Raw genomic sequence first — 13852 nt, 5'->3', positions numbered from 1 at the left:
CTATGACAATTTTATTCGGACTGATGGAAACGAAATACCGGCAACAGATAACGCTGCGCCTGAGCAATAATTTCGTCATAGTAAGCAGGCTCAAGGGTGCGCCACAGGCGCTGGTACCAGACATCGCTACCCTCACCGCTAATCACCATATTGCCTTCATACGCCTGCAGAAACTTGCTGCGCGCTTTTTGCTGCGTCTCGTCGTCCAATAACATGACATCCTTTTCGGCGTCATAACAGGCTTTTAGCCATGCCCCCGCGCTTTCAGGCAGCAGCAGCAGCGGCTTTGACATGCCCTGTAAATAGCCGGCAACCAGCTCATCAAGATATGCCTTCGCCTGCTCCTGCGCCAGCGGCGGGAAACGCCATTCGCCCTCTTTACGCACCAGCAGACGGCTGGTGCCGGAGCCGCCGCCAGCACAGTAGACAAGGTGCTCCAGCCAAAGTTGCATTCCCTGCGCCACGCTGAGCAGCGAAGGCCGCCAGCGCAGCAGGCCGTCAGATTGTACCTGCTGCAGCCACCCCGTAATGTTGACACCGTTACATTGCAGATCGATTTCCATGCTTTGCCCCGGCTGGCGGCTGGCCACCACCCGTTCCGCGAGGTTCTGCATCTCCTGGCGCTGGGTCTCCCAGGCCAGTTCGCCGAAGGCTCCGTAGGGTAATTCGCCCGCCGCGCGGAAGCGGCGGTACATCACCGAGGCATCCTGCTGTTCAATCAGCGTATTCAGCAGCTGCTGATTGAGCTGGTAGCGGCTCAGCCCTTCGAGGGTGAACGGTTCGTCGTCCGGAATCTCGCTCTCTTCTGAGCGGAAATTTACCCGCAGCCGCTGCTGAAAGAAGGCGCGAACCGGATGCTGCCAGAAGCGCAGCAGCTGTTCAAACGGCAGAGTGTCGATTTCCGCCGCCGGAAGCGGCTGGATAAAGTCGCCGTGCGCCTCCCCCTGCTGGCTGGCGGCAGCCAGCCATTCCCGGGCGTAGCTTTGCTCTTCATCGTCGCGGAAGTTGGCCGTATCGAAGGGCATGCGGCTATGCAGATGGGTAATATGCGCTTTGACCCGCCGCTCGCTGGCGTCACAGTCCAGTTCCTCATCGCCCGCCAGGCAGTGGCTCTGGCCGATATAATCCGCCAGCTCCTGTACCAGCACCGACGGGTAGCGTTCGCTATTATCCTGGATTGAGCGGCCGATATAGCTGATATAGAGCTTCTGCTCGGCCGACATCAGCGCTTCGAGGAACAGGTAGCGGTCATCATCGCGGCGGCTGCGGTCGCCGCGCTGCGGCTTCTGGCTCATTAAGTCAAAGCCTAGCGGCGCCAGGGCGCGGGGGTAAACGCCGTCATTCATCCCCAGCAGACAAACGACTTTGAACGGGATAGAGCGCATTGGCATCAGGGTACAGATATTGACCGGGCCGGCCAGGAAACGCTGGCTGATACGCTGCTGATCGAGGCGCTGAGACAGCTCATCGCGCAGTAAAGAGAGCGGCACCGTCTGCGCATACTGCGCCTGCGCGCCTTCGCCAATCACCGCCTGCCACTGCTGTTCAATCAGCGCCAGCGCGGCTTCCGTTTCGCTGTCGGGCAGGAAAAAGTCGTCCAGCAGGCCCCGGCACAGCGGCAGCCATTCCGCCAGCGGACGTTCAACCGCGAGCTCCCGACGCCAGAGGTTGAGCTGCATCAGCAGCGACGCCAGGTTGCCCACCAGTTCGGCAATCAGCCCGCTGGACTCGTCGTACGGCAGGACCGACTGCCACTCTCCCTGGCTGCTGTCCATCGCGTAGCCCAGCAGCATACGCGTGAGGCCAAAGCGCCAGGTGTGCTGCCCGGTGGCGGGGAGATCCAGCTCGCGCACGTTATCGTCATCCATGCCCCAGCGCACGCCGGATTCGTTCACCCACTGACGCAGGTAGCGCAGCCCTTCTTCGTCGATATTAAAACGCGCCGCCAGCACCGGGACATCCAACAGAGCCAGCACGTCTTCGCTGGCAAAGCGGCTGTCGGGCAGGGAAAGAAGCGTGATGAACGCCTGCAGCGCCGGATGCGATTCGCGGGCCCGGCGGTCCGAGATGGCCCACGGCAGCCAGCGCTCGCCGCTGGCGGCACCGAACACCGCTTGTATATAGGGGCTGTAGCTGTCGATATCCGCCACCATCACGATAATATCGCGCGGCGTAAGGTCGGGATCCTCCTCCAGCATCGCCAGCAGCCGGTCGTGCAGCACTTCTACTTCGCGCTGCGGGCTATGGCAAACGTGAATGCTCAGACTGCGGTCGTTGGGAGCGAGCAGGCGCTTGCTGCGGCTATGAGCAAACTCTTGCGCCGTACGCCCCGCCACCGCCATATTGCGCAGCTCAAGGATGTCAGACTGCAGGTTATGCAGCAGGTTATCCGGAGCGATATCCACAAATGCATCCAGCTCTTCGTAACGCTCCAGCCCGGCCAGCAGATAGATGTAGTCCCGCCCCAGCTTGCCCCATGAGGCCAGCAGCGGGTTACCGATATCCTGTTCACCGTCGTCGTTAAACAGGCCGGGTGCCTGCTCTGCATCGCGAAATAGCGGTAGCTCTCGCGGCTCGCGATGGTGGCGGCGCTGGCGCGACATCAGCTTTGCCAGAAACGCCGAATCTTTAATATCGCCCCAGTAGTAGCGGCACGGGTTGGTGAAAAGAACGTATACATCAACGTGTTTTCCGAGAGCCTGCAGCGCCTGCAGGTAGACCGGCGGCAGCGCCGAAATGCCGCAAATAAAGACCCGCGACGGCAGCCCGGCCGGCGGCTCATCCGCGGCCTCAAGCGTGCTGATAAAGCGCTGGTACAGGTTGGCGCGATGCCACAGCGGCTGTCCCAGCTCGGCGGTATGTTCGACTAACGCCTTCCACAGCGGCGCCTGCCACTGCTGGGCGTCTCCAAGGCCGTCAACGCGTTCATCGGCTTCCCAGCGCATCAGCCATTCCGGGCGATAGACCAGATACTGGTCGTAGAGATCCGCCACCCTGGCGGCCAGCTGGAATAGCTTACGCTTGTCGCTGTCGTCGCTGAGGTAGTGGCGCAGCAGGGCGAAGGCTTCGTCATCCAGCCTCTGCGGCAGCAGGGTCATCAGCTTCCAGCTCATGCTCTGTTTGCTAAAAGCGCTTTCACCGGGGATATCGGACAGCACGCGCACAAACATATCCCAGATAAAGCTCGCCGGGAGAGGAAAGTCGATGTTGGCGGCAATGCCGAAGCGTTTTGCCAGCGTCATCTGCAGCCATTGCGCCATCCCGGTACTTTGCACCAGCACCATTTCCGGCTTGAAAGGGTCGTCCAGCCGCTGGCGCTCGACGATAAACTCCATCAGCGCTTCAAGGACATCCAGACGGTTTGAGTGGTACACCCTTAACATATTCGCTCCTGACTACTGGCTGACCGGACAATGCAGCCGGGTCATCTGTACCCGCTTTTCCAGCGGCATGGTGATCGTTACCGTGATGCTGACACATCTTGCTGTCGATGTCTGCAAGCGGGTAATGCTCCCGCTTGCCGGGGATTCCTGTGCTTCAAGCTGAGCATAGCGCCACGCATCGCGCCACAGCTGGCGATACTGGTTTAGCTGAGTAAAGCCGCCGGCCAGCCCGCGCTGGTAGCCGCCTAGCGCAGTAATCACCATCACCAGCAGCGCCATTGCGAGGATCGTTTCCGGCAGGCTGAAGCCCTGCTGGCGGGTCAGGGGATCTGACATAAATTCGGCTCCTTCAACGGGCAAAAATCGCTCCAGCCGTGGGGTGAGAAGCGCACGCTTCCCTGCTCAACCCGGCCAGAGTGCCACAGCAGCACGCGGCCGCTGGCGGCGATCAGCAGCGCCGACGCATCGCTAAATACCCGCAGACAGACGTGCCAGCCTTCGGCGCCCGACCGTCGACACGCCTGCGCCTCCTGCGCTGACCAGGTTAGCGTTTTCCCCCACTGCAGGGCGGAGTGCGCGCCAGCGGTATCGCGCAGCGCCCGGGTTTCGCCGGCGGTTTGCGCCAGCAGCGAGCGCTGCTGCTGGTTCAGCCCCTGCAGCAGCAGGCTGCCGAGCGCCAGCAGGAGCAGCACCATCAGCAGCGAAGAGAGCCCGCGCTGACGGTTCACAGGTTATACCCCGTCACGCTGTATTCCGCCTGCGCCGTGATGCGGTGATCCAGCGTCGAGCGCGCGGCCAGCATGATGCTAAGCTCCGGAGCGAAGCCGGTAATATTGTGGCGCTTAACCTGAAAGCGGGTCACCTCGATGGCGCTGGGGTTGGTCATGCGATCCCAGCCTTGCTCGCCGCAGCTGGTCGCGCCGCGCCGCGTTTCGAGCGCGCCATTGCGTAACCGAAACCCCGTGGCATCGGACATCGCCTCCGGCGAGGTATTCCAGACGCCGTCGCTCGCGCTGTCCCAGCGGACAATAACGCAATCGCCGCTGCCGGCAATCTGCAGCGGCTGCCCAACGCAGCTGCCGCGACAGTAGCCGGCGCGCTGCAGGTGCTTCGCGACCGCGTACAGCCGCTGCCAGAGCTCGTTATCGAGGGCCTGCTGCTGCGTCTGCTTCAGCACCTGCCGCTGCAGCGCGGGCAGAAAGCGCGCGGTTCCGAGCAGCAAAACGGAGCCAATGGCCATCGCAATCAGCGTCTCTGGCAGCGAGAACCCTCGCGCGTCTACAGACATGATGCCGTCTCCATCCCACGACAAAGGCGGATACGTCCCCAGTTAGAGACAATGATATTCCAGCCATCGCCGGCGCTTTGCAGACGGATATGCCCGGCCCAGGCGCTGTTGCGCAGGCCGTAAAAGCCCAGGCCCGGCGTGATGTTAGCCAGCGAGACTTCTGGCCACTGCGGGCGCAGCGTAAAGGGCCCCTGCGCCGCGCAGTCGGCCGGGGTATCAGCGGCGCTCAGGCACCAGCCCAGCTCCGCCTGCCCAACGCTCAGCAGCCGATCGCGGTTGTGCCAGTTGGCGTCATCGCGCAGCAGCACCAGATAGTCGCGGACCTGAACGGCGGTTTGCCACAGGCGCTGCTGCTGCTGCCAGCTATTCCAGCCGAACATCCCGCTGGCGCCGAGAATCATCACCAGCGCCAGCGTCACCAGGGTTTCAATAAGGGTATAGCCACGTTGTCTGTTCATAGGGCGAGTATGGGGATGACCCGGCCCCGGCGCGAGGGGCAGATCAGCCATTAGCGTAGCGCGTCGAAGAGTATCGGGAGATTTACAGGGAGTTGCAGAAAATCAGGAAGCGGGCGAGCAAAAGCGGATAAGGCAAAAAAAATGCCAGTCAGCGGCTTAGCTGACTGGCATGGGCGCGGCGGGCGCCGGCTTTGCTTATCGCGAGATAGCTGCGGAATTAAATCGCCACCGGCGCTTTAATGCCCGGATGCGGATCGTAGCCTTCGATATCAAAGTCTTCAAAACGGTAGTCAAAAATCGATGCCGGTTTGCGCTTGATCACCAGCTTCGGCAGCGGACGCGGCTCGCGGCTCAGCTGCAGATCGGTCTGCTCAAGGTGGTTGCTGTAGAGGTGAGTATCCCCGCCGGTCCAGACAAAATCACCCACTTCCAGATCGCACTGCTGCGCCACCATATGCACCAGCAGCGCGTAGCTGGCGATGTTGAACGGCAGGCCGAGGAACACGTCGCAGGAGCGCTGATAGAGCTGACAGGAGAGCTTGCCGTCCGCGACGTAGAACTGGAAGAACGCGTGGCACGGCGCCAGCGCCATTTTATCCAGCTCGCCGACGTTCCACGCCGAAACGATGATCCGGCGCGAGTCCGGGTCGTTTTTCAGCTGTTCCATCACGGTGCTAATCTGGTCGATATGGCGGCCGTCCGGCGCAGGCCAGGAGCGCCACTGTTTGCCGTATACCGGCCCCAGATCGCCATTTTCATCCGCCCATTCATCCCAGATGGTGACGTTGTTTTCGTGCAGATACGCAACGTTGGTGTCACCCTGCAGGAACCACAGCAGTTCATGGATGATGGAGCGTAAATGACAGCGCTTGGTCGTCACCAGCGGGAATCCCTCCTGCAGGTTAAAACGCATCTGATGGCCGAAAATCGAAATCGTGCCGGTACCGGTGCGGTCATTTTTTTGCGTGCCCTCGGCGAGCACTTTCTGCATCAAATCAAGATACTGTTTCATGGTTCCTCAAGAAGTTTGTTGCTGCGGAGGACGACGGTACGCCCAGACCATCATAATGATACCCGCAAGCACCATTGGAATCGAAAGAATCTGCCCCATGCTGATGTACTGGACCCATTCGCCGGTGAACTGCTGATCCGGCTGGCGGAAGAATTCAACGATAATACGGAACAGACCGTAGCCGATCAGGAACAGGCCTGAGACTGAGCCGGTCGGGCGCGGTTTACGGATAAACAGGTTCAGGATCAGGAACAGCACGATACCTTCCAGCGCCAGCTCGTACAGCTGCGAGGCGTGTCGCGGCAGGGCTCCGTAGGTGTCGAACAGCGATTGCCATTCCGGATGCGAAGGCAGCAGCGCCATGTCTTCCGCCCGCGAGCCGGGGAAGATCATCGTGTAGTGGAAGCTCGGATCGACGCGGCCCCACAGCTCACCGTTAATGAAGTTGCCCAGACGACCGGCGCCGAGGCCAAACGGGATCAGAGGCGCAATAAAATCAGCAACCTGGAAGAAGGTGCGCTTAGTGCGTTTGGCGAAAATGATCATCACCAGAATCACCCCGATCAGACCGCCGTGGAACGACATACCGCCGTCCCAGACGCGGAACAGATAGAGCGGATCCTGCAAAAACACCGGCAGGTTGTAGAACAGGACGTAGCCGATACGCCCGCCGAGGAAGACCCCGAGGAACCCGGCATAGAGCAGGTTTTCAACTTCGTTTTTAGTCCAGCCGCTGCCCGGACGATTGGCCCGACGGGTGGCTAACCACATCGCAAAAACAAACCCGACCAGGTACATCATGCCGTACCAGTGAAGGGCGACTGGCCCAACGGAAAATATTACCGGATCAAACTCCGGAAAATGCAGGTAGCCACTATTCATCTGTCACCATAAAGACTTGTTATTCCGCCGAAAGTGGACAGCGGTGATCTTGCGCACTCGCAGAAAACGGGCGCTCCAAAGGTTGCGAATGATAGCATAAGCGCCAGGCGCGATCCGCGCCGGGCGTGTAAAAGATATGTATACGAATGCGAATAAGCGCCGGAAAATTTCCCTGCGGCCGGCGCGATACGCCCGTCCGGGCCGGGAATACCCGGAGAGCGGCGCAAACGCCTCATCAGAACTATCGACCGCCGCGAATCAGGCCGCCCAATCCTCGACGCTCCATAAAGGCCGCCACCTGATGGCGAACTTCCGTCGTCATCTGCGCCTCCAGGCTACGCCGGGAAAGCTCCTGAGCCTCTTCGATATCAATGCGGCGCAGCAGGTATTTGACCCTTGCCACCGACCGGCCGTTCATCGACAGGTGGCGATAGCCAAGGCCAATCAGAATGGTGACGCACATCGGATCTCCGGCCATTTCACCGCAAAGCCGCAGGTCGATGCCGAAACGTTCGGCGTCGCGGGCAATCATCGCCAGCGCCCGCAGCACCGCAGGATGCAGGCTGTCGTACATATTCGCCACCCGGGTATTGTTGCGATCGACGGCGAGGATGTACTGCGTCAGGTCATTGGTGCCGACGGAGATAAAATCAACGCGGCTGGCCAGCTGCGCCAGCATGAAGACCATCGATGGCACCTCCAGCATCACGCCGATGCGCGGGCGCGGAATGGCGTAGCCAATCATCTCTTCAACTTCGCGGCTGGCGCGATCGATCAGACGGCGCGCTTCATCAACCTCATCGAGGCTGGTGACCATCGGCAGCAAAATGCTGAGGTTGCCGGTGGCGGCATTCGCGCGCAGCATCGCCCGCACCTGAATCAGGAAGATCTCCGGCTGATCGAGCGTAATGCGGATCCCGCGCCAGCCGAGGCACGGATTCTCTTCGCTGATCGGCATATACGGCAGCTGCTTATCCGCGCCGATGTCGAGGGTACGCAGCGTAACCGGCTTCTCGTTAAACATCTGCAGCATGCCCTGATACTGGGCGACCTGCTCCTCTTCCGACGGAAAGCCGCTCTGCAACATAAAGGGGATTTCGGTGCGGTACAGGCCGATACCGTCAATAAAGCCGCCGAGCTTCTCTTCATGACCGAGGCTCAGGCCGGCGTTCAGCATGACCTTTACCCGCTCACCGCTTTTCAGCTCAGAGGCGCGCTCAAGGTCATCTTCCGCCAGGCGGCTGAGTTCGTTCTCTTCGCTGATCAGGCGCTGATACTCTTTCAGCAGCGCCGGTTCCGGGTCGACCAGCAGCTCGCCGCGGTAGCCGTCCACGACCAGGGTATGCCCATGAAGCAATGAAGGCTGAATGTCGGCCCCCATAACCGTCGGGATCCCCAGCGCGCGCACCATGATGGCAGCATGCGAGTTGGCCGCTCCATCGCGTACGACAACGCCTACCAGCCTGTCCTGGGGGACTTCCGCCAGCGTCGTCGCCGAGAGCTCGTCGGCGACCAGGACGATACGTTCCGGCCAGGTGTTTGGCCCCTGAGTCGTATCGTCAAGATGAAACAGCAGCCGCTGGCCCAGCGTGCGCAGATCGCCGGCCCGTTCTTTAAGATAGCCGTCGCTGAGCGCCGCAAACTGCTCAGCGAATTTCTCGATAATTTTTTTCACCGCCCATTCGGCGACGGCCCCTTTGTCTACTTCCGCAAAGAGTTCGCGACGCAGGCGCGCGTCGGAGAGCAGGTGTGAATAGAGGTCGAAGATAGCCGATGTCTCTTTTTGCGCCCCGGCGGCGTAGCGCTTACTGTAGCGACGAAACTCGCTGGCCGCCTCTTCCAGCGCTCCGGTGAGACGCTCGCGCTCGGAAGCCGTGTCCAGCGTTGAGGCTTCGTACACCTGCTCCATCTGCGGCAGGCTGACGTCCATCCAGCCTTCGGCGATTGCCACCCCCGATGAGGCGGGCAGCGCGCGGATTCGCGTCTGGCGATACTGGCCAAATAGCGCGGTCAGCTGCGACTGGGAGAGAATGGCGGCCATCTGCGTCGCCAGGGTAACGAGGAAGGACTCCTCGCTTTCGTCAAACTGACGCAGCTCGCGCTGCTGCACCACCAGCACGCCCAGCAGCTGACGGCGCTGGATAATCGGGACGCCAAGAAAAGCGCGGAAGCGGTCCTCTTTTACGGCCGGAATATATTTAAAGCTAGGGTGTTTTTGCGCATCGGCAAGGTTGATGGGCTCCGCAAGGCGCCCGACAAGACCCACAAGGCCTTCGTCAAAAGCGAGCGCAACGGTGCGACCGCGAGGTTTTTTCAGCCCGCGAGTCGCCATCAGGTAGTAGCAGCGTCGGTCGTGATCGGCCAGATAAACCGAGCAGACTTCCGTTTCCATCGCTTTGCAGATATCCGTAACCAGGATATCCAGCGCCTCGTTTAAACGCGGGGCACTCGCGACCTTCTCGACGATTTCTCGTAACCGAGTGAGCATAATGTGCGTGGCTTAACCTCTTTTACGTCGATATGCAGGCGCGCTTTGCGGCTTAGGTGCCGTTTCGGCCAGCGACATCGTGACGCTGGCGAACTCTTTCATCACCCGGCGGTAAACGTCGCGCTTAAACGATACCACCTGACGAACCGGATACCAGTAGCTTACCCAGCGCCAGCCGTCGAACTCAGGCGTGCTGCTGGTTTGCATATTGACTTCCGTATCGCTGCCGATCAACTGCAGAAGAAACCACTTCTGTTTCTGGCCGATACAAACCGGCTTCGTGTCCCAACGCACCAAACGTTTAGGCAATTTGTAACGCAACCAGTTACGGGTAGAGGCCAGAATGCGGACATCTTTACGACTTAGCCCAACCTCTTCAAACAATTCCCGATACATTGCCTGCTCGGCTGATTCTCCTGGATTAATGCCCCCTTGCGGGAACTGCCACGAGTGCTGACCATAGCGCCTGGCCCACATAACCTGGCCCTGGCGATTACAGATTACAATACCGACATTTGGGCGGTAGCCATCGTCATCAATCACCGGACTACCTCAAAATAATCTTCAATGTGAACGATTGTTTCACACTCGCCGGAAACGGTAAACCACTCTGTTGTCACACGGCTCACGAATAACATTTGAATAACTCACAGTTATCAGCAGAGTTATAAACAGCGTTAGCCATCACAGCGCCATTTTATTCACTTTTTCTGTGGATAGAGTTGTGAAGAAGTATGGAATTACCCAGGGAAAACCCGGAGTAGTCCTAAACGCTTACCCATAGCCATATTTAATAATGGCATTATATTCATTAAGTTAGAATGCATTATTTTCATAAATTACAGCATAACGTGATGATCATCACACATGCGATCCCGGAACTGATGAAAGATCGAACAATGTCGGTTTTATCCACAGATTACGCGAGCTCATCGGACATATTTTGTCTAAAAATTCGATTTTCGTCGCACGTCAAGGCTGTAAATGGAAACAGTAGTGACGCTTTTCCCCAGTTATCCCACTTTTCTGTGGATAACATGGTGTAAGATCCTGTTCATTGCCAGTGACCAGTTCTGGAAAACCCGCCGCGGTAATTTTTTTCTCGGCAAAAAAGACAAAAAAAAGTCATATGAATCATCAAATTGTCATACTTACCCAGGAAAAGGTAAACTCTATCCACAACGCACAAAAATAGCGCTTATTTTTTAACCAGAGGTTTCATCTTATGCCCACCCTCTCGCCCCTGCTTGCACCGCCGCAAACCCAGCAGCAGCTTTTAGCCCAGGCCCAGCGGCTGGCGGGCTATTCGCTGGGTGAGCTAGCCGCGCTGGCGGGTATTCCGATTCCGCGCGATCTGAAGCGCGATAAAGGATGGACGGGCATCCTGCTGGAGATTTGGCTAGGCGCCAGCGCCGGGAGTAAACCCGAGCAGGATTTCGCCGCGCTGGGCGTCGAGCTGAAAACGATCCCCGTGGACGCCCAGGGGCGGCCGCTGGAAACCACCTTTGTCTGCGTCGCTCCGCTCACCGGCAACAGCGGAGTCACCTGGGAGAGCAGCCACGTCCGCCATAAGCTCAAGCGCGTACTGTGGGTGCCGGTAGAGGGCGATCGCGCGATCCCGCTCGCGCAGCGTCGGGTCGGGGCGCCGCTGCTTTGGACCCCCAACGAAGAAGAGGATCGGCAGCTGCGAATGGACTGGGAAGAGTTAATGGATCTGATCGTGCTGGGTCAGGTCGAACGCATTACCGCCCGCCACGGCGAAGTGCTGCAGCTGCGCCCGAAAGCCGCCAACAGTAAAGCCTTAACCGAGGCTATCGGCGCACACGGCGAACCGATCCTCACCCTGCCGCGCGGTTTCTACCTGAAGAAAAACTTCACCGCCGCCCTGCTGGCTCGCCATTTTCTGCTCAGCCACGATTAATTTTTTGTTCTGCCTGCCGGGTTGCATATAATTGCTACTTTCTTTTTTGCAGGACTTTGAACAATGTTATTTGCATGGATAACCGATCCTAACGCCTGGCTGGCGCTGGGTACGCTGACGTTGCTGGAAATCGTACTCGGGATCGACAATATTATTTTTCTCTCTCTGGTTGTTGCCAAACTACCCACCGCCCAGCGCGCCCACGCGCGACGCATCGGGTTAATGGGCGCAATGCTCATGCGTCTTGGGCTGCTGGCCTCTATCGCCTGGGTCGTTAAGCTGACCAATCCGCTGTTTAGCGCGTTCGGCCACGACGTCTCCTTCCGCGATCTGATCCTGCTGCTCGGCGGCCTGTTCCTGATCTGGAAAGCCAGTAAAGAGATCCACGAATCGATCGAGGGGGAAGAGGAAGGGCCGAAGACCAACGTCCACTCTTTTATGGGCGCAATTGTGCAGATTATGCTGCTGGATATCATTTTCAGCCTCGATTCGGTGATCACCGCCGTTGGGCTCTCGGACCATCTGTTCATCATGATGGCCGCGGTGGTTATCGCGGTGCTGGTGATGATGTTTGCCGCCCGCTCGATTGGCGACTTTGTTGACCGCCACCCGTCGGTGAAAATGCTGGCGCTGGCGTTTTTGATTCTGGTTGGCTTTACCCTGATGCTCGAAAGCTTCGGTATCCATATCCCGAAAGGCTACATCTACTTCGCGATGTTCTTCTCGATTGCCGTCGAAAGCCTCAACCTGCTGCGTAATAAAAAAAATCCGCTGTAACCCGCAAAAATGCAGCCCAAACCTGGGCTGCAATCTTTTTTAAGACTTTACTGCTTTTTATGTCTCACAAATCAGGCTATTAATACACTGGTGTGAGGTGCGACCATTATAGAGGTGTTAACGATGAAAAAATGGGCAGTGTTGATTTCCGCCGTAGGACTGGCCTTCTCGGTTTCCGGTTGCAGCAGCGATTACGTTATGGCGACAAAAGACGGGCGCATGATTTTGACCGACGGTAAGCCGGCGGTTGACGACGATACCGGTCTTATCAGCTACGAAGATCAGCAGGGCAATAAAATGCAGATCAATCGTGACGACGTTTCACAAATTATTAAGCGCTAAAAGATTGCGGCGGCTCGCCGCTTGCCGGCAATCGCCTGGCAACGCGCCCTCTGCAACCAGCCTCGGTGTTGAGAAAAGAGTCGGGTAAACCTGATACGTCCGCGACAGCAGCCTGCGGACCCCACCAGCCCGGCTTTTTTGATCTTTTTACTTCCTCTTTTTCTTCCCCTCTGCCATTTTGATACTCCTTTGTCGGGGAAAGCCTGACCTTGTCGATAAAAAAGGAAGCCGGCTATGCAGTATCACCGTATCCCACACAGTTCTCTCGAAATCAGCACGCTGGGGCTGGGCACTATGACTTTTGGTGAACAGAATAGCGAGGCCGACGCTCACCAACAGCTCGACTACGCTGTCAGCCAGGGTATCAACCTGATTGATGTCGCTGAAATGTATCCTGTCCCGCCGCGCCCGGAAACTCAGGGGCTGACGGAAACCTACGTCGGCAACTGGCTGGCGAAACACGGCAGCCGCGAAAAGCTGGTTATCGCCTCCAAAGTCAGCGGCCCTGCGCGTAACAACGACAGCAGCATCCGTCCGAATCACGTTCTGGATCGCAAAAATATCCGCGACGCTCTGCACGATAGCCTGAAGCGCCTGCAGACCGATTATCTCGATCTTTACCAGGTTCACTGGCCGCAGCGCCCGACCAACTGCTTCGGCAAGCTGGGCTACACCTGGACCGACTCCGCGCCGGTGGTCACCCTGCTGGATACCCTGGAAGCGCTAACCGAATTCCAGCGCGCCGGCAAAATCCGCTATATCGGCGTTTCCAACGAGACGGCGTTTGGCGTGATGCGCTACCTGCACCTCGCGGATAAGCACGACCTGCCGCGTATTGTCACTATCCAGAACCCGTATAGCCTGGTGAACCGCAGCTATGAGGTTGCGCTGTCGGAGGTAAGCCAGTATGAAGGCGTAGAGCTGCTGGCCTACTCCTGCCTGGCATTCGGTACGCTGACCGGGAAGTATCTCAACGGCGCGAAGCCGGCCGGGGCGCGCAACACCCTGTTCAGCCGCTTTACGCGCTACAGCGGCGAGCAGACACAGCTGGCGGTCGCGGCATATGTCGATATCGCAAAACGGCATAACCTCGATCCGGCACAAATGGCGCTGGCCTTCGTGCGCCGTCAGCCGTTTGTCGCCAGCACTCTGCTCGGCGCCACTTCGCTGGATCAGCTGAAGACCAACGTCGAAAGCCTGCATCTTGAGCTCAGCGAGGAGGTTCTGGCGGAGATTGAAGCGGTGCACCGGATTTATACCTATCCGGCGCCGTAAACGGCTTATCCGGGCTACGGCAGCCG

At 58.6% G+C, this 13852-nt stretch carries 13 protein-coding genes and 1 pseudogene; 5 read left to right on the top strand and 9 right to left on the bottom strand.

All coding sequences use genetic code 11. The annotated features are described in order from the left end of the window. Positions 1-11 precede the first annotated feature (11 nt). The 9 genes from recC to rppH all read right to left on the bottom strand — a co-directional run bounded on the left by recC (position 12) and on the right by rppH (position 10054). Positions 12-3383, bottom strand: a complete 3372-nt coding sequence (gene recC, locus QFI97_RS06250; RefSeq protein ID WP_346430741.1) for an exodeoxyribonuclease V subunit gamma — start codon at positions 3381-3383, stop codon at positions 12-14. 12 nt (positions 3384-3395) lie between these two features. Then, on the bottom strand, positions 3396-3719 hold the full coding sequence (locus tag QFI97_RS06245; RefSeq protein ID WP_346430740.1) for a prepilin-type N-terminal cleavage/methylation domain-containing protein: 324 nt from the start codon (positions 3717-3719) through the stop codon (positions 3396-3398). Beyond that, positions 3704-4111, bottom strand: coding sequence for a DUF2509 family protein (locus QFI97_RS06240; protein WP_346430739.1), 408 nt, complete (start codon positions 4109-4111; stop codon positions 3704-3706). The genes QFI97_RS06245 and QFI97_RS06240 overlap by 16 nt, the downstream gene beginning before the upstream one ends. Beyond that, the gene (locus tag QFI97_RS06235) at positions 4108-4671 is read right to left on the bottom strand and encodes a prepilin peptidase-dependent protein (RefSeq protein ID WP_346430738.1); all 564 of its coding nucleotides are present in this window, start codon (positions 4669-4671) and stop codon (positions 4108-4110) included. Before QFI97_RS06235 ends, QFI97_RS06240 begins: the two co-directional genes overlap by 4 nt. Continuing rightward, positions 4662-5129: a prepilin peptidase-dependent protein gene (locus tag QFI97_RS06230; RefSeq protein ID WP_346430737.1), complete on the bottom strand. Its 468-nt coding sequence runs from the start codon at positions 5127-5129 to the stop codon at positions 4662-4664. The genes QFI97_RS06235 and QFI97_RS06230 overlap by 10 nt, the downstream gene beginning before the upstream one ends. A 217-nt stretch (positions 5130-5346) precedes the next feature. Beyond that, positions 5347-6141 (bottom strand): thymidylate synthase, encoded by a 795-nt coding sequence (gene thyA, locus QFI97_RS06225; protein ID WP_095098874.1) that lies wholly within the window; start codon positions 6139-6141, stop codon positions 5347-5349. A 6-nt stretch (positions 6142-6147) separates the two neighbouring features. Beyond that, positions 6148-7023: a prolipoprotein diacylglyceryl transferase gene (lgt, locus tag QFI97_RS06220; RefSeq protein ID WP_095098877.1), complete on the bottom strand. Its 876-nt coding sequence runs from the start codon at positions 7021-7023 to the stop codon at positions 6148-6150. Positions 7024-7264: 241 nt separating this feature from the next. After that, entirely contained in the window at positions 7265-9511 is a 2247-nt protein-coding gene (gene ptsP, locus QFI97_RS06215) for a phosphoenolpyruvate--protein phosphotransferase (protein ID WP_346430736.1), read from the bottom strand. 12 nt (positions 9512-9523) lie between these two features. Further along, positions 9524-10054, bottom strand: a complete 531-nt coding sequence (gene rppH / locus QFI97_RS06210) for an RNA pyrophosphohydrolase (RefSeq protein ID WP_095098883.1) — start codon at positions 10052-10054, stop codon at positions 9524-9526. A gap of 453 nt (positions 10055-10507) precedes the next feature. Here rppH and QFI97_RS23500 point away from each other — a divergent pair. The 5 genes and pseudogenes from QFI97_RS23500 to QFI97_RS06185 all read left to right on the top strand — a co-directional run. Further along, a pseudogene (locus QFI97_RS23500) lies at positions 10508-10648 on the top strand (hypothetical protein); the annotation flags it as partial. Between the two features lie 88 nt (positions 10649-10736). Further along, entirely contained in the window at positions 10737-11432 is a 696-nt protein-coding gene (mutH, locus tag QFI97_RS06200) for a DNA mismatch repair endonuclease MutH (protein WP_095098888.1), read from the top strand. A 63-nt stretch (positions 11433-11495) separates the two neighbouring features. Further along, on the top strand, positions 11496-12209 hold the full coding sequence (locus QFI97_RS06195; protein ID WP_045857424.1) for a TerC family protein: 714 nt from the start codon (positions 11496-11498) through the stop codon (positions 12207-12209). A gap of 123 nt (positions 12210-12332) precedes the next feature. Then, positions 12333-12551, top strand: coding sequence for a YgdI/YgdR family lipoprotein (locus QFI97_RS06190; RefSeq protein WP_004867116.1), 219 nt, complete (start codon positions 12333-12335; stop codon positions 12549-12551). Between the two features lie 234 nt (positions 12552-12785). Beyond that, entirely contained in the window at positions 12786-13826 is a 1041-nt protein-coding gene (locus QFI97_RS06185; RefSeq protein ID WP_095098891.1) for an NADP(H)-dependent aldo-keto reductase, read from the top strand. Positions 13827-13852 lie beyond the last annotated feature (26 nt).

Origin of the sequence: Klebsiella scottii, assembly GCF_036561945.1 — a bacterium.
GTDB classification, from domain to species: Bacteria; Pseudomonadota; Gammaproteobacteria; order Enterobacterales; family Enterobacteriaceae; genus Klebsiella; species Klebsiella scottii.
This window is presented reverse-complemented; position numbering and strand designations above follow the sequence as displayed.